Annotated in this window: 13 protein-coding genes; 5 read left to right on the top strand and 8 right to left on the bottom strand. The window is 73.4% G+C overall.

The window, feature by feature from the left end; genetic code table 11:
- Window positions 1–103: 103 nt before the first annotated feature.
- Window positions 104–2,545 (top strand): glycoside hydrolase family 3 C-terminal domain-containing protein, encoded by a 2,442-nt coding sequence (locus ACZ58N_RS19090; RefSeq protein ID WP_471161436.1) that lies wholly within the window; start codon window positions 104–106, stop codon window positions 2,543–2,545.
- Window positions 2,546–2,711: 166 nt separating this feature from the next.
- On the opposite strand, the gene ACZ58N_RS19095 is transcribed toward ACZ58N_RS19090, so the two are convergent.
- From ACZ58N_RS19095 to ACZ58N_RS19120, 6 genes are all read right to left on the bottom strand, one after another.
- Window positions 2,712–3,056, bottom strand: coding sequence for a hypothetical protein (locus ACZ58N_RS19095; protein WP_471160974.1), 345 nt, complete (start codon window positions 3,054–3,056; stop codon window positions 2,712–2,714).
- A gap of 197 nt (window positions 3,057–3,253) precedes the next feature.
- Window positions 3,254–3,505 carry an SH3 domain-containing protein gene (locus ACZ58N_RS19100; protein WP_471160977.1) on the bottom strand — a complete coding sequence of 84 codons (252 nt, stop codon included), beginning with the start codon at window positions 3,503–3,505 and terminating at the stop codon, window positions 3,254–3,256.
- 2,398 nt (window positions 3,506–5,903) lie between these two features.
- Entirely contained in the window at window positions 5,904–7,076 is a 1,173-nt protein-coding gene (locus tag ACZ58N_RS19105; protein ID WP_471160980.1) for a PP2C family protein-serine/threonine phosphatase, read from the bottom strand.
- 256 nt (window positions 7,077–7,332) lie between these two features.
- Window positions 7,333–7,782 (bottom strand): DUF2267 domain-containing protein, encoded by a 450-nt coding sequence (locus tag ACZ58N_RS19110; RefSeq protein ID WP_471161439.1) that lies wholly within the window; start codon window positions 7,780–7,782, stop codon window positions 7,333–7,335.
- A 53-nt stretch (window positions 7,783–7,835) separates the two neighbouring features.
- Window positions 7,836–8,231: a DUF2267 domain-containing protein gene (locus ACZ58N_RS19115; RefSeq protein WP_471160982.1), complete on the bottom strand. Its 396-nt coding sequence runs from the start codon at window positions 8,229–8,231 to the stop codon at window positions 7,836–7,838.
- A gap of 97 nt (window positions 8,232–8,328) precedes the next feature.
- Window positions 8,329–8,763: an Hsp20/alpha crystallin family protein gene (locus tag ACZ58N_RS19120; protein WP_471160985.1), complete on the bottom strand. Its 435-nt coding sequence runs from the start codon at window positions 8,761–8,763 to the stop codon at window positions 8,329–8,331.
- A gap of 183 nt (window positions 8,764–8,946) precedes the next feature.
- Here ACZ58N_RS19120 and ACZ58N_RS19125 point away from each other — a divergent pair, with 183 nt between their 5' ends.
- Both ACZ58N_RS19125 and ACZ58N_RS19130 read left to right on the top strand, forming a co-directional pair.
- A complete protein-coding gene (locus tag ACZ58N_RS19125) occupies window positions 8,947–9,597 on the top strand; it encodes an HSP18 transcriptional regulator (protein WP_471160987.1) in 651 nt (216 codons plus the stop codon).
- A gap of 54 nt (window positions 9,598–9,651) precedes the next feature.
- Window positions 9,652–10,020 carry an STAS domain-containing protein gene (locus tag ACZ58N_RS19130; RefSeq protein WP_471160990.1) on the top strand — a complete coding sequence of 123 codons (369 nt, stop codon included), beginning with the start codon at window positions 9,652–9,654 and terminating at the stop codon, window positions 10,018–10,020.
- A 147-nt stretch (window positions 10,021–10,167) separates the two neighbouring features.
- Here ACZ58N_RS19130 and ACZ58N_RS19135 read toward each other — a convergent pair whose 3' ends face one another.
- Together ACZ58N_RS19135 and ACZ58N_RS19140 are read right to left on the bottom strand one after the other, a co-directional pair.
- A complete protein-coding gene (locus ACZ58N_RS19135) occupies window positions 10,168–11,082 on the bottom strand; it encodes a cobalamin-binding protein (protein WP_471160993.1) in 915 nt (304 codons plus the stop codon).
- Between the two features lie 89 nt (window positions 11,083–11,171).
- The gene (locus ACZ58N_RS19140) at window positions 11,172–12,713 is read right to left on the bottom strand and encodes an alpha/beta hydrolase family protein (protein ID WP_471161442.1); all 1,542 of its coding nucleotides are present in this window, start codon (window positions 12,711–12,713) and stop codon (window positions 11,172–11,174) included.
- A 243-nt stretch (window positions 12,714–12,956) separates the two neighbouring features.
- Between ACZ58N_RS19140 and ACZ58N_RS19145 the strand changes: the two genes are divergently transcribed.
- Both ACZ58N_RS19145 and ACZ58N_RS19150 read left to right on the top strand, forming a co-directional pair.
- Window positions 12,957–14,141: a sensor histidine kinase gene (locus tag ACZ58N_RS19145; RefSeq protein ID WP_471160996.1), complete on the top strand. Its 1,185-nt coding sequence runs from the start codon at window positions 12,957–12,959 to the stop codon at window positions 14,139–14,141.
- Complete coding sequence (locus tag ACZ58N_RS19150) at window positions 14,138–14,800, top strand: response regulator (RefSeq protein WP_471160998.1); 663 nt, start codon at window positions 14,138–14,140, stop codon at window positions 14,798–14,800. Before ACZ58N_RS19145 ends, ACZ58N_RS19150 begins: the two co-directional genes overlap by 4 nt.
- The last annotated feature ends 28 nt before the right edge of the window (window positions 14,801–14,828 follow it).

Consider the following 14,828-nt stretch of genomic DNA (forward strand, 5'->3'; position numbering starts at 1 on the left):
TTGACGTGGACCTCCTCGCGGAGAAAAGTTCGGAGAGCGCTCTCCCTCGTGGTGGGCGATCGATGTGACCGGGGTGGGAATGACCGATGTGACCGGGGTGGGAATGACCGACGACGACGTGATCGAACTGTTGCTGGGAAAGCTCGATCTGCGGCAGAAGGTACGGCTGCTGAGCGGTGCCACCACCTGGCGCACCGCCGAGGAGCCGGCCGTCGAGCTGCGTCGGATGGTCATGTCCGACGGTCCCGCCGGCGTACGAGGAGAGGCTTGGGACGAACGGCGCACCTCCGCCCTGCTGCCCTCGCCCTCCGCGATCGGCGCCTTGTGGGACGACGGCGTGACCGAGGAGCTGGGGGGTCTGCTCGCATCCGAGGCGGTCCGCAAGGGCGTGGACGTCGTCCTGGCGCCCGCACTGAACCTGCACCGCACGCCATTGGGCGGGCGGCACTTCGAGTGCTTCTCGGAGGATCCCGTACTGACGGGCCGTACGGGCGCGGCGCTGATCCGGGGCATCCAGGGGGCGGGAGTCGGAGCCACGGCCAAGCACTACGTGGCGAACGACTCGGAGACCGGGCGGATGTTCGTGGACGTACGGGTTTCCGAACGGGCGCTGCGGGAGGTGTACCTGGCTCCCTTCGAGGCCGCCGTGGAGGCGGGCGTCTGGTTGGTGATGGCCGGCTACAACGGGGTGAACGGCACGACCATGACGGCCGGCGCGCTGCTGTCCGACCCCCTCAAGGACCACTGGGGCTTCGACGGGGTGGTGGTCTCCGACTGGGGCGCCGTGCGCTCGTCCAGGGAACCGGCCCTCGCCGCACTCGACCTGGCGATGCCCGGACCGCAGGGCCCGTGGGAAGCCTCCCTCGTCCAGGACGTGGAGGACGGCCACGTCCCCGAGGGGGCCGTGGACGAGAAGGTGCGGCGCCTGCTGCGGCTGGCCGGACGCGTGGGAGCCCTCGCCGCGAATCGGCGCCCCAGGACCGCGGCCTTCGGGCCGGATGACACACGGAGGCTGTTGCGGCGCACCGTGGCCGCCGGATCGGTCCTGCTGAGCAACCGCGGGGTGCTCCCGTTGGACCCGTCGTCCTTGGCGAAGGTCGCCGTCATCGGCGTGCACGCCGCCTCGCCGCGGGTTCAGGGCGGGGGCAGCGCGGGAGTCTTCCCCCCGCACGTGGTCACCCCCCTCGAAGGGATCCGCGGCCGTTTGGAGGGCCTCGCCCAGGTCACGTACGTCCCCGGCCCGGGGCTCGGCGTGCCCCCCGCGCCGCTCGGCACCGACTGGTGCAGCGATCCCCGTTCGGGAGCGCCCGGTGTGCTGCTGCGCGTCCTGGACGAGGCAGGCCGCGAGCTCCACGCGGAACACCGTTCGTCCGGCGCGCAGTTGGAGCCGCCGGTGGCCCCCGGGGCCCGGACGGTGGAGATCAGCGCCCTCGTCCGGCCCCGGGCGACGGGGGAATGGACCTTCGGCGTGGGCGGCTTCGGCCGTATGAGCGTCACCCTCGGCGGACGCGTCCTGCTGGACGGCGCGTTCCCGTGCACCACCGACGACCCGGCCGTCGTCCACGTGAACCCGCCCCTGCACACGGTCCGGGCGACCCTGCACACCACGGAACCCGTCCTGTTGACGGCCCGGCGTGAACTGGTCCCCGGTGCGGGGCGCGCCACCATCGTCGCCGCGGCGCCGCCGGAGCCCGATGCGGCGACCGCGCTCGCCGCCGCGGTGCGGGCCGCCCGCGAAGCGGACGCCGTCATCGTGGTCGTCGGCACCACCGAACACACCGAGACCGAGGGCCACGACCGCGACGACCTCTCCTTGGGCGGCCACCAGGACGCGCTGGTGGGCGCCGTGGCGGAGGTCAACCGGCGCACGATCGCCGTGGTCAACAGCGGCGGCCCGGTGGAGTTGCCCTGGCGCGAGGAGGTGGGCGCGGTCCTGCTGGGCTGGTTCCCGGGGCAGGAGGCCGGAGCCGGGCTCGCCGACGTCCTCTTCGGGGACGTCGAGCCGGGCGGCCGGCTCCCCACCACCTGGGCGGCCCGCCTGGCCGACGCACCCGTCACCCACGTACACCCCGTCGACGGCCGGCTCGTGTACGGCGAGGGCCTGCACGTCGGCCACCGGGCCTGGCTCCTGTCCGCCCGGGCACCCGCCTACTGGTTCGGGCACGGCCTGGGCTACACCACGTGGGAGTACGGGACGGTGCGAGCCCCGGCCGAGGTCGGGGAAGGATCCACGTTCACGGTCCGCGTGCCGGTGCGCAACACGGGCTCCCGGCCGGGCCGGGAGGTCGTGCAGGTGTATCTGAGCGGCCCGCCGGCCCCGGTCGACCGTCCGGTCCGATGGTTCGCCGGCTACGCCGCTGTCCACGCGGAACCCGGAGCCTCGGTCACGGCGGTCGTGGAGGTCCCCGCCCGCGCCCTGCGGTACTGGTCGGAACCCGACGGCGCCTGGCGCACGGAGCCCGGGACCTACCGGATCATGGTGGGCCGCTCGGCCGGCGCCATGGAGTGGAGCGGGACGCTGTCCCTCCGGAGCCGGCCACGGTAGGGATCGCGAGAGAGGACGGCGACCTGTCGGCTGCACGTCACCCGGTGGCGGCACCGGTCGCCGTCCCGCCGACATGATCGCCGCGCAGGGGTGGCGGACCGGTGACCGGCGAGCCGGACCTGCCGGCCTTCGTGAGGCCCAGCCGGTCGGGCGCCCTGGGTGGACCTCAGGATCGGAAGAGCTCGTTCCCGTCCGCGTCCACCACGATGCACGTCCCGCCGTTGGGCCAGACCACCAACATGTCCGGGTAGTAGTCCACATGGAACGGTTCGAGCGGGTCGCGGGAACCGGACCACGGCCGGTTCGGGTCCTCGGAGGATCCCAGGGTGATCACCGTGACCCGCTGGTCCGCCTCCAGCGGCTCGCTGAAGCAGTACGGCTCGATGAACAGCTCCATCGGCCGCTCCCCGCCGTTGTGGACCGGCAGCCGCGCGCACGGCAGATCCGGATCCCACGGCTCGGGCGGACGCAGCTCCACCGGCTCGACGTCCGTGACGGGGTCGGCCGACACGCATGCCGCCACGGCCCCAGCGCCTGCCCCGCGTGCCACACCCGAAGCCGTCGGTTCCCCGAGCCGTTTCCAGAACATCCCGGCAGCCCAACCCCCGCGGACGCGGGCCCCGGAGCGGCTACGGGTGCGCGGTGGCCCGCCCCGGGCCCGTGCCGGGACGGGTCCGGGGCGGGTCCGGGGCGGGCCACCTCAAGGGGTCAACCGCAGAACGGGATGTCGCCCAGGTTCCTGGCGTAGCGGGCGGCGATCCCGCCGCGCCCGTCCGCGAGGCGGTACCAGAGCTGGTTGTCGCCGACGAGTTCGCCCTTCACCTTGCAGGTGACGGCCACGACCGTCCCCGACTGGACGGTGGCGACGGTCTTGTTGGTGCGGTGCGGGCCGAAGTGGACGGGGAGCGGTCCGTGGGAAACGACCTTGGCCTTGTGGTGGTGAGCGCACTTCTCGCACACCCCGGCGTCGCCCTTCTCGCCCTTCTCGCCCCTGTTTCCCTTGTCGCCCTTGTCGCCCTTGTCGCCCTGGTCGCCTCGGAGTCCGGGCTCGCCGAGCTCGCCCTTCGGGCCCGCGGGACCGGCGGGGCCGGCGGGTCCCGGTTCGCCGTCCGCACCGGTCGACCCGGCCGGGCCGACCGGGCCGACCGGGCCGTCGGGTCCTGCCTGGCCGGTGAGGCCCTGCTCTCCCCGGGCGCCGGGTTCGCCCTACTCTCCCTTTGGGCCGACCGGTCCTTGGACCCCGGCCGGGCCCTGCGGTCCGGCGTCGCCCCGGTCACCGAGGTCGCCCTACAAACCGGGGTCGCCCTGCTCCCCCTTGGCACCCGCCGGACCGGCGGGTCCGGCCGGGCCCATCACGCCGGGTTCGCCGTCGTCGCCCTTCGATCCGGCCGGACCATGGCTGCCGGCAACACCCTGCGGCCCGGCCGGGCCCTGAGCTCCGGCCGGTCCTTGCGCGCCCGCCGAACCGGTCTCACCCTGATCACCGCGCCGACCTTGCGGGCCGACCCGGCCCGCCTCACCCTGCTCGCCCTTGGCTCCGGCCTGCCCGGCGGGACCCGCCGGGCCATCGTCTCCACTCGGTCCGGGAATGCCCTGCGGCCCGGCCGCACCCTGCTCGCCTCGGGGCCCGGAGGGCCCAGCCACCCCGTCAGCACCCGTGTGTCCCTGCGGCCCTTGGGCTCCTGGGCTCCTGGGCTCCTTCAGGACCTTGCGGACCGGTCTCGCCACGCTCGCCCTGGCGGCCAGGGGTTCCGTTGTCGCCCTTGGGCCCAGCCTGGCCGGTGGCACCGTTCTGGCCGTTGACACCGGCCAGGCCTTGCTCGCCCTGAGGGCCACGGGCTCCGGCAGGGCCCTGGAGGCCCATCTCGCCTCGTGCCCCGGCCAGGCCGGTGCTGCCGGTGTCACCCTTGGGGCCTGCGGCGCCCGTCGCTCCGGCCTCACCCCGGGCACCCTGGAGCCCCTGAACACCCGGATCACCCTTGGCGCCGGTAGCCCCCACCTCGCCCTGCGGCCCACGAGGACCGGCAACACCCGGCGCCCCCGTATCACCCTTCACACCCGGCGCACCCGCCTCTCCCGCAGCACCCGTCGCACCAGGAGCACCAGGAGCACCAGGAGCACCAGCGGCACCGACCGGTCCGCGCTCGCCCGTCTCACCCCTGGGACCGACCGAACCAGCAGGCCCTTGCGCGCCGGTGGCGCCGGTGTCGCCCTTCGCCCCGGTCTGGCCCGGGTCCCCCTTGTCCCCCTTCGCGCCTGCCGCGCCGGTGGCGCCGGCCGCGCCCGGGTCGTCCTTCGCGCCCGGCGGGCCGGTCGCGCCCCGGGGCGCCGTTGCTCCCGTTCGTCCCCGGGTCGCCCTTGGCGCCCTTGGCGCCCTTGGCCCCGGTGTCACCCTTCGCACCGGGGTCGCCCTTGTCGCCCTTCAGCGGTGCGGCCGGTGTGTTCACGGCGTACAGGGCCGGGGATGCCGGGTAGTTGTTCTCCACCACCCATTGGCCGCCCTCCAGGGTCGTGGCCGCAGGCGCGTCCGCGTCCACCTTGAGGACGACCGACAGTCGGGTACGGGAATTCGCCGGGAAATTGAAACTGGACGCGGCTCCCGCGTCGCAGGTCAGCAGGCGGCTGTTCGGCGATGCCGTGCAGGGGATCGAGCCCTGCGAGTCGGTGAAGTGTAGTACCGCGGCTCGGCGAACGTCGTACGGTTCGGGGCGGTGATCCGGAATGCGTTGACGAACGCGGCACCTGTACCGTTGGCCGCCACGATCGTGGCGCGCCCGGTCGCGCCCGGTGCGATCGTCGGCACGTACGGCCGGGAGAAACGTCATGTTCCCCGCGTCGGCGAACGCCGGGAGTGGGGCCAGGAGCGTGCCGGTGGCGAGTGCGGCGACCATCGCGGCGCGCAGGTGTCTGCGGGACATCGGTTCCTCATCCGGGGGCAGGCCAGAGCCGTCAACGAGCACTGACGGTGAGCCGACGATCAGCAAGGCGCGCACCCCGTATCCCACCGCCGCGCCCTGCGCCACCGCAACATGAGCCGACCGGCCCACTGCCGTCCCCCGCCGAGCACGCGTCGGAGTAGCCCCCGCGGACGGCCCGCCGGGCACCCTGACCTCGAAGGTGCTTGGAAAACATGGGAGTTGGGGGCCGGTGGGCCGATCGGGGCTCCTTCCGTCGCGCTGCGCCGGTTGCGCCCGACTCGCTCGAACCGCTGCCGCCCCCAGCCCGTGGGGGCGTAGGCGGGCCACGGCGACCCTCGCCGGTCGACCGGTCCGGGGTCGCGGCGCCCCGCCGTCACGCGGAGCACGGGCGGGGCGACGTGCGGCGGCGCGTCACGGGGGGCTCCACCCGGACGGGTCGGTCAGGGTCGGGGGCCGTGCCAGTCCAGGCACAGGACGGTCGCGTCGTCGCGCGGGGGGCGCCCGTCGTAGGCGTCACTGACCGCGGTGACCAGGGCGCGTACGACCTCTCGGGGATGCTCGGCCGCGGTCTTGCGGAGTATCCCGGGCAGGTCGACGTCCGAGGCCTCGCGATCCTGCATGCCATCGGTGTACAGGAGGAGACGGTCCCCGGGGCTCAGTTCGATGTTCTGGACGCGGAAAGCGCCGTGGGGGGCGATGCCGAACGGCATGTTGATGGCGAGGCGTACCTCCTCGACGGCGCCGTCGCGCAGACGGAGCGGCCAGGGGTGGCCGGCGTTCACCAATTGGGCGGTGCCGCCGTCGAGGGGGATGCGCAGGAGTTGCCCGGTGGCGAAGGTGCGTCTGCCGTGTTCGACGAGGGCCTGGTGGGTTTGCCTGGCCTGCTCGGCGAGGGGTTCTCCGGCGCGGCGGGCTCCGCGGGAGGCATTGACCAGGAGGGTGGCCATGAGCGAGGCGTTGACGTCGTGGCCCATGGCGTCGGTGACGGACAGGTGCAGGGTGTCATTGTCGAGGCTGTAGTCGTAGGTGTCGCCGGCGATGTCGGACGCGGGAACGAGCGCTCCCGCGAGGGTGAACTGCGGGGCTTCGCAGGAGGCCGCCGAGGGCAGGAGCTGACGCTGGATCTCGGCGGCCAGGCTCACCTTGGTGGTGCGGTTGCCCCAGTGGTAGAGGTCGGTGAAGCGGCGGTCGGTGACGATGATGTACGCCAGCGCGTGCGCGGCCTCCTCGACCTGGACCAGCACCTCGTCGGTGACATCGGCGAGGAAGAGTTCCAGGACCCCGATGCTGTCGCCGCGGTGGGTGACCGGGACCAGCACGCGCTGCCCCTGCCCGTCCTCGACCGCCAGTACGGGCTCCTGCGTGCGCAGGACCTCGTCGTAGGAAGAGCTGCCCGCCAGGGGGACCTGCTCGGCGCGCTCCGTCCGGTAGGTCTCCTCGGTGTCGTTGACGCGCAGGAGACGTTGACCCACGACGTCGACGAAGAGGAAGGACACGTACCGGGCGCCGAACCGGTCGCGCAGGTTCCGGGCCACGACGGCGAGCGACTCCACCGGTGCGGCGGCCTCCGCCGCCCCCAGTACCTCCGCCAACCCGATCCGATCAAGCGACACGACTACCTCCCATGGTTGTCGACTCTCGTGCCCCGGAAATCCCGAACCTCACCACCCCGAGCCGCCGACCGCCTCTGACCTGGTCCGACAGCCCCTCGGACGACGCGTAGGGCAGGGAGGTGTGCCCCGTCGTCCCCCAGGGAAGCAGGTGCTGCCCCGGTTGCCGGGAGGCGCGTCGGCCGGTGGGGAAACCAGGGCGCGGTGGAGGTCTGTCCGCGCGACGCATCGTGGCGGCTGCCCGACCGGTGGGGACTGGTCAGGCTACGGCGGGTTCGGGGCGGCGCAGTTCCGCCCGTCCGAAGAGGAGGGCCCAGCCGTCGGGGAGCCGGCTGAGGATGCGGGCGAGGAGGTCGGGGCCGGCGAGGCGGGCGACGGTGGTGAGGACGGCGCCGGCTTCCCAGCGGGCCGTTGCCAGGGTGGCACCGGTGCGGGCGGTGGCGAGATCCTTGACGAAGCCCCACCCGGTGAGCGGTACGCCGTCCGGCAGCACGGCGGTGAGAGCGAGGCCGGCTTCGAGGGGCAGACGCCGGGCGAGGTCGGTGCGTTCGTCGCCATCGAGTTGACGGCCGAGGGCGGCGAGGACCCGGTGGACGGCCTCGGCGGCACGTTCCCGAGTGGGGTAGGCACCTTCGTACCGCACGCGTTCCAGCATCTGCTCGAACGTCATGGACACCTGGGGGTACTGGGTTCGTGGCCGGTCGTACATGGTGTGTCGCATGCCTTTCTCCGCGAGGGAATCCGGTTGTCGTGCGGTGATGGTCAGGTGGCCAAGGGGCGGCCGAAGAGGATGTCGTAGCCGTGCGGGAGTTGGAGCAGGATGTCGCGGGTGAGGTCATCGCCCGCCGCGGCGGCGGTCGTTGACAGGACAGCGCCGATGTCCCACAGGGCGGTCTTCTCCGTGGCGCCCTCGATCCAGGCCGCGGTCGCACGGACGAAACGTTCCGGTGAGAGCGGTTCGGCGGCGCGCAGCGGGTTCAGAAGGATCAAGGCGTAGGTTTCGGGGAGGCGAGCGGCGAGCTCGGACCGTACGCCGCCCACCAGATGGGCCCCGAGCAGGGCCAGGACGACCCGGGCGACCCTGTCGGCCTCGTCGGTCGTCGCGTACTCGCCTCGGTCCTGGACGTGGGCCAGGAATGATTCCGTGCGCATCCACATCACGTCACCTCCGAAGGGGAGCGAGCGGTGAGGGGCGGAGGGCGGGACGTCGAGGGGTGAGCGTCCCGCCTCCGCTGCCCGTCGGTGCCGGCGGGGATCAGCCGGGGATCTGCTTGCGGCCGGCGCCGCCGCCGATGCTGATCCTGCGGGGCTTGGCGCGCTCGGCGATCGGGATGCGCAGGGTCAGGACACCCGCGTCGTAGTCGGCCCGGATCCGCTCGGTGTCCAGGGTGTCGGCCAGCATCACCTGGCGGGAGAACACGCCCAGGGGTCGCTCGGAAAGCTCCATCTTCACGGATTCGGCCTTGGCGACCGGACGTCGCTCGGCCTTCACGGTCAGCATGTTCCGCTCGACGTCGATGTCGATGGCATCGGCGCTCACCCCCGGCAGGTCGAGGGCGATCACGTAGTCGTCGCCCTCGCGGTAGGCGTCCATCGGCATCACCGACGGCTTCGACCAGGTTCCCGACGCTCCCGACAGCTGCTGGACGATCCGGTCCATCTCGCGGAACGGGTCAGTGCGCATCAACATCGCGAAACACCTCCAGTTGGTTCGGGCAGAAACTGCCAATGCGCTTCAACGTGTCTCCGTTGTAGCATGTCATCCAGATGACGACAAGCAGGATGTCGCCCCTAGGATGACTAGGGTGATGTCATGCAAAGGGCGACACCGTGGATGTCGCTCGGAGGATGACCGAATCGAAGGGAAGGCGACATGCCGGAGCAGGACCCTGTCAGCCTCGACGCTGCCCTGGCGGCGCTGGAGACCATCGACCGGGCGTTGGCGGAAGCCCCCTCAAGCCCGGCCTTCGCCCCCCTCCACGCCACGGAGGCCGGTCCGCATCCGGCTCTGGACGCGCTGACGATGCTGCGCGAGATCCGGGAGCGGCTCGCCGGGTGGGAGAGCGGGCTGGTCGAGGCGGCCCGGGGAGGTGGTGCGAGCTGGGCCGACCTCGCCGGACCGCTGGGCGTCGCCAGCCGCCAGGCCGCGGAACGCCGCTACCTGCGTCTACGTCCCGGAGCCGCCGGCAGTACCGGTGAGCAGCGGGTCGCGGCGACCCGGGATTCGCGGGCCGCGGACCGCAGCGTCGCCGCATGGGCCCGCGACAATGCGGCGGACCTGCGCCGACTGGCCGGGCAGGTCAGTTCCCTCTCCGACCTGCCGTCGGACGCCACCGCCTCCATGACCGAGCTGGACCGGGCACTGGCGGACAACGACGTCGCGCGGCTCGTGGGACCGCTGAGCGGAGCCCGCGCACACCTGCGACCGCAGGACGCGGAACTCGCCGAGCGCATCGACGCGATGGCACGCCACACCGACAGGCTGCGCAAGGACAGCCACGACCAGCGCAACGCCGCCGGCTGATCGCCGGCAGGAACCGCGTCCCCCGCGGCGCGGTCGCACGAAAGGGAGCCCACCATGACCGCAAATCCGTCCGGGGCCGCCGGTGAGGGCGGTGTGAGCGTGGACGTTCTGGACCGGACCGTGACGGTGCGGCCCGTCGGCGACATCGACATCACGACCGGCCCGCACCTGAGCCGCGCGCTGACCGAAGCGCTCCGACACGCCACTCCCGCCAAGCCGCTCGTCGTCGACTGCAGCCACGTCACCTTCTGCGACTCGGCGGGCCTCAACGCCCTCCTCCTCGCCAGGAAGGCCGCCCGACGGGCGGGTGTCGACCTCCTCCTGGGCTCCCCCAACCGTCAGATGCAACGGCTCCTGGACGTCACCGGCACCCTCCCCTTCTTCCCCTTCCACACCCCCTCCTCCCACGGGGGTCCCACATGAGCCCGGCCGTCCACGGCCTCGATCCGGACCTCGGCGAAGAGCACGGCACCGGCCGTTCCCTTCTCGACCGGGCGGACAGCGGCCTCCGCCCGGGGACCGCGGCCCTGCTCACCACGTGGGGAGCCACCGGTCAGGACCGTCCGGGAGTCATCCCGGTCGGCGTGCCTCCGACCCGGTCACCGGGTCCCCCGCACGTACCCCGTGGAGCACGTGGGCGAGGACCTCGGCGCCGCGGACCACGCGGGGGCCCGGCCGGTTGAAGTAGGCGGGGCCGTCCAGCACCCACACCTCGCCGGCGCGCACGGCGGGCAGGTCGTGCCAGCCGGGGAGCGACGTGAGCAGGTCGAGTTCCGTCAGGGTCCGCTCGGGCGGGAAGCCGCACGGCATCACGAGGATCACGTCGGGCCGCGCCTCGCGCACCGCCTCCCACGTCATCGGCTCGGTGTGCTCGCCCGGCTCGGCCAACAGCGGTGCGCCGCCCGCCGCGGTGATCTGTTCGGGTACCCAGTGGCCGGCGGGCCACAGCGGGTCGAGCCACTCGATGGCCACCACCCGGGGCCGCGGCCGGCCCTCCGTCAGGCGCCGGACCTCGGCGAGCCGGTCCCGCAGCTCGGCTCGGCGCCGTTCGGCCCGTTCCCGTACGCCCAGCAGATCGCCCACGGTGACCAGGCAGTCCAGTACGTCGTCGAGGGTCTTGGGTTCCAGGCTGAGAACCCGGGGGCCGGTGTCCATGACGCGTACCGCCCGGGTGACGTTCTCGTAGGAGACCGCGCACACCTTGCAGAGGTCCTGTGTGAGCAGCACCTCCGGTGCGAGTTCGGCAAGGGCTTCGGTGTCCAGGGTGTAGAGCGAGGAGCCGGAGTGCGCGGAGCCGCCCACCGCCTTCGAGATCTCCCGGCTGCTGAGGGCGTCCGCGTCGAATTCGGCGCGGGTGACGACGGGTACGGAGGCCACCGCGGTGGGCGGCCAGTCGCATTCGTGGGTGCGCCCGACCAGGTCGGCGGCGAGCCCGAGTTCGGCGACGATGTCGGTGGCCGCCGGGAGCAGGGAGACGATGCGCATGCTCCGACTCTAGGCCGTTTCCCCCTCCGGGTCGCTCCTGCCCCGGGTGGCGTTCTCGGATCCTCGGATCGCCGGTTGCTGGGCTGCGGTCAGGACGTCGAGGCGTTGGTCGGGGCGGTCGGCGAATGCGGTGAAGCACCGACGGGTGACGCAGGAGCCGGCGACGAGGAGACCGTGCCGTAGGCCCGTAGGGATGCGGCCGGGTCGCCCGGGCGGCCTCTTAGGGTGACGTCCAGGAAGGCGAGGGTGGCCCCGGCGACGACGCGCGGGCTCTCGGTACGGCCCAGGGTGCCCACGATCGAGGGCACCGGCGGCAGGTAGAGCGGGCCGTCCATGAAGGTGAGGTGGCCGGCGCCGGGAACGGTGAGCCGGTGGCTCGGCGCGGTGCTGCGCCCGAGGGCCTCGGTGAGCCGGGGCAGGTAGCGCGGATCGGTACCGCCGGTGATCTCCTGGGTGAGCGCGAGCGCCGGCTGCGTGAGGTCGGGCGTGGTGGGGCCGTGGGGGTAGCCGTCCAGGTCTATGACGGCGTCGAACCGCCGGTCCTGCCGGGCCGCCTGCAGGGCGGCGGCTCCGCCCAGGGAGTGGCCGGCGACGGCGGCGCGGCCGGTGTCCAGGCGTCCGGTCAGCGGATCGGAGGTGTCACCGCGGTCCAGGCGTTCCAGTTGGGCGAGGGCGAAGCCGAGGTCCGCTGCCCGGACCGCGGTCCATCCGGCGGCGAGTTCCTCGTCCTTGTCGCGGTCCCCGGAGGAGGCGGTGGTCGCGCGGATCGTGCGGCCGTCGGCGAGGACGACGACGGCGGAGTCGTACGGGTGGTCGAGGGCCGCGACGAGGTAGCCGTGGCCGGCGAGTTCCTCGGCCCAGGCAGTGTTCTGGGACCGCACTCCGCCCGACCCGGGGGAGAAGAGCACGACCGGGAACCGCTCTCCCCCATCGGCCGGCGGGGCGTCGACGACCGCGTGGCTGCGGGCCCTCGGGACCCCGTCGATCAGGAAGGCGGGCAGGCCGACCCCGTCGGCGAGGGCTGAGGCGACGGTCCGCGCCTCAGCCTCCGTACGACCGAGGTACTGGGCCCGGGGCACGCCCGCGGGGCTCTTCCGCGCCGGGTACCAGAGCTGGGCCACGACGGTGCGCCGGTCGTCCGGATCGGCGGTGAAGATCTCCGGGCGGAGCGGGTCGGTCCACTGCACCACCTTGGTGCCGACCGCGAAGGGGCCGGTCGGCTCGGGGAAGACCGGCACGGGGAAGGCCCAGGCGGCCACCGGCCCGACGGAGATCAGGCCGGCGCAGGCCAGGGATCCCAGCAGGGGCGGCCACCGGCGGGCCCGGCGTGCCGGTCGCCCGGTGCGGCGCCGCAGCAGGGGCGGGAGGGCGAGCACCGAGGCCACGGCGGCGCCGGCCAGAACCGGCAGCAGCTGCCAGCGGATCCCCACGATGCCCAGTACGCACGCCGACGGCAAGAGAACCGCCCCGGCGGCGACGGTACCGGGCCGGCGGGCGGCAGGGGGGAGCCAACGCGCCACCAGCAGTGCGACGGCGCCCAGCAGGACGAGGAGTTCCGGAAGGGACAGGGGCAGTCCCGGGATGGTTTCGGTCACCCGCCGATACTCGGCGCCGGGCCCGCGCCGCCGCATCGCCCCCGGGGCGCCGCCGACCACGACCGGGGTGGCAACGGGGACGTGCCGCGATGCGACCGGGGTGGCAACCGGGCACTCCGGGCCGGTGGCCGGCCTGCGACCGTGGGGGGTGGCGGTCTCCTCCTGTGGTCGCACCCACTCCCCCGTGCGATGCGACGCCGGGCTCATGTGCGGCGTGGACCCGCCGCCTACGCTGCGGCTGTACGCGGTGGCGGCCCCGCCGGGCCACCATTTCGACCGATGAGCGGAACCGATGAACGGAGAGGTGTGACGGTGCGCCACCGGGACCGGATACCAGCGCCGGTGTGGGACTCGGCGCTGCCGGCGCTGCTCATGCTCCACGTCGTGACGACCTACCCGGCCCGGGAACTACCGGTGGCGGCGGCGCTCACCGCCGCCTTGGCGCTGCCCTTGACGGTGCGACGCCGGGCCCCGCTCCCGGTGTTCGCGGCCGTCGTGGCCGCGGCTTTCGTCCAGTGGCTGGCGGACGTCCAACTGACGGCTGACATAGCACTGTTGGTGGCCCTGTACACGGCGGCAGCGCACTCGGGGCGGCGCGGGACGCTGCTCGCCGCGGCCGTCGTGGAGGGCGGCGCCGTGCTGGCCTGCCTGCGCTGGACACCGGACGGCGCGTTCCTGACCCCGTTCGTCGCGCTCACCGCGATGGTGGTCGCCGCCGCCGTCCTGGGGGTGAACGTGCGGACCGGCCGGGCCTACCTCGCCGCCGTTCAGGATCGGGCCGAGCGGCTGGCGCTGCACCACGAGCAGCAGGCGTTGCTGGCCGTCGCCGCGGAACGGGCCCGGATCACCCGCGAGATGCACGACATCGTCACCCACAACCTGTCCGTCATGGTCGCGCTCACCGACGCCGCCGTGTACGCGCAGCACAGGTCCCCGGACCGGGCCACCGCCGCGATGCTGCGGATCTCGGAGACGGGCCGGCAGGCCCTCACCGACATGAGGCGCTCGTTGGGCGTCCTGCGGCCCGACGAGCCGGATGCCGAACGTCATCCCCCGCCGGGCATGGCCCAGTTGGAGGCCCTCGCGAACCGGATGGCCGCGGCCGGGTTGCCGACCGGCCTGGAGGTCCGCGGCAGCTACGCGCATGTGCCGGCCTCCGCGCAACTCACCGTCCACCGCCTGGTGCAGGAAGCATTGACGAACACCCTCAAGCACGCCCCCGCCGGCACGCGCGCGACGGTCCTGGTCGAGTGCTCGGCCGGGAGCGTCGGCGTGGAGGTCACCGACAGCGGCCCCCGGCCGGCGCTTCCCGCCGCCGCTGCACCGTCCGGGCACGGCATCCTCGGCATGCGCGAACGTGCGGCCGCGTACGGGGGGACGTTGCGGGCCGGACCTCTTCCGACAGGCGGTTGGGGTGTGCGGACCCGGCTCCTGCTCAACAGTGGTGGGACGGGGTCCGTATGACGATCCGCATCGTGATCGCCGACGACGAGGCGCTGCTCCGGATGGCCTTCGGGACGGTCCTGGAGGCCCAGCCCGACATGACGCCGGTCGGGGAGGCCGCGGACGGAGCCGAGGCCGTCCGTCTCGCCCGGGAGCTGCGTCCCGACGTCGTGCTGATGGACGTCCGGATGCCCGGAACGGATGGGATCGAGGCGACCCGGCAGGTCGTCGCGGTCTCCCCGGGGAGCAGGGTGCTGATCCTGACCACCTTCGACCTGGACGCGTACGCGTTCGCCGCGATCGGCGCCGGGGCCTCGGGCTTCCTGCTGAAGAACACCCGGCCCGAGGAGCTGCTCGCGGCGATCCGCAACGTGGCGGCGGGCGACGCGGTGCTCTCCCCGCGGATCACCCGGCGTCTGCTGGAGGACTTTCGTCCGCACCTGACCGACAAGGTCACCGCCGTCCGCGACGACCGGCTGGACCGGCTCAGCGCCCGGGAGCGCGAGGTGCTCGTCGAGGTCGGTCGCGGTCTGTCGAACGCCGAGATCGCGGCGGTCCTGCGCCTCGCGGAGGCGACGGTGAAGTCCCATCTGGGACGGGTCCTGGTCAAGCTGGGACTCCGCGACCGGATCCAGGCGGTGGTCTTCGCCCACGAGAACCGCCTGCTGCCCCGGGCCTGACCCGGGCCCGGTTCGTGCGGGTTCTTGG

It is taken from the genome of Streptomyces sp. NPDC040432 (assembly GCF_055595445.1).

What these genes read in the sequence shown, in the direction of transcription:
- ACZ58N_RS19125 (WP_471160987.1), top strand. Translation starts at nt 8,947, where the DNA reads ATGCCGGAGCAGGACCCTGTCAGCCTCGACGCTGCCCTGGCGGCGCTG.
- ACZ58N_RS19090 (WP_471161436.1), top strand. Translation starts at nt 104, where the DNA reads ATGACCGACGACGACGTGATCGAACTGTTGCTGGGAAAGCTCGATCTG.
- ACZ58N_RS19140 (WP_471161442.1), bottom strand. Translation starts at nt 12,713, where the DNA reads ATGCGGCGGCGCGGGCCCGGCGCCGAGTATCGGCGGGTGACCGAAACC.
- ACZ58N_RS19110 (WP_471161439.1), bottom strand. Translation starts at nt 7,782, where the DNA reads ATGTACGACCGGCCACGAACCCAGTACCCCCAGGTGTCCATGACGTTC.
- ACZ58N_RS19130 (WP_471160990.1), top strand. Translation starts at nt 9,652, where the DNA reads ATGACCGCAAATCCGTCCGGGGCCGCCGGTGAGGGCGGTGTGAGCGTG.
- ACZ58N_RS19145 (WP_471160996.1), top strand. Translation starts at nt 12,957, where the DNA reads ATGAGCGGAACCGATGAACGGAGAGGTGTGACGGTGCGCCACCGGGAC.
- ACZ58N_RS19135 (WP_471160993.1), bottom strand. Translation starts at nt 11,082, where the DNA reads ATGCGCATCGTCTCCCTGCTCCCGGCGGCCACCGACATCGTCGCCGAA.
- ACZ58N_RS19115 (WP_471160982.1), bottom strand. Translation starts at nt 8,231, where the DNA reads ATGTGGATGCGCACGGAATCATTCCTGGCCCACGTCCAGGACCGAGGC.
- ACZ58N_RS19120 (WP_471160985.1), bottom strand. Translation starts at nt 8,763, where the DNA reads ATGTTGATGCGCACTGACCCGTTCCGCGAGATGGACCGGATCGTCCAG.
- ACZ58N_RS19150 (WP_471160998.1), top strand. Translation starts at nt 14,138, where the DNA reads ATGACGATCCGCATCGTGATCGCCGACGACGAGGCGCTGCTCCGGATG.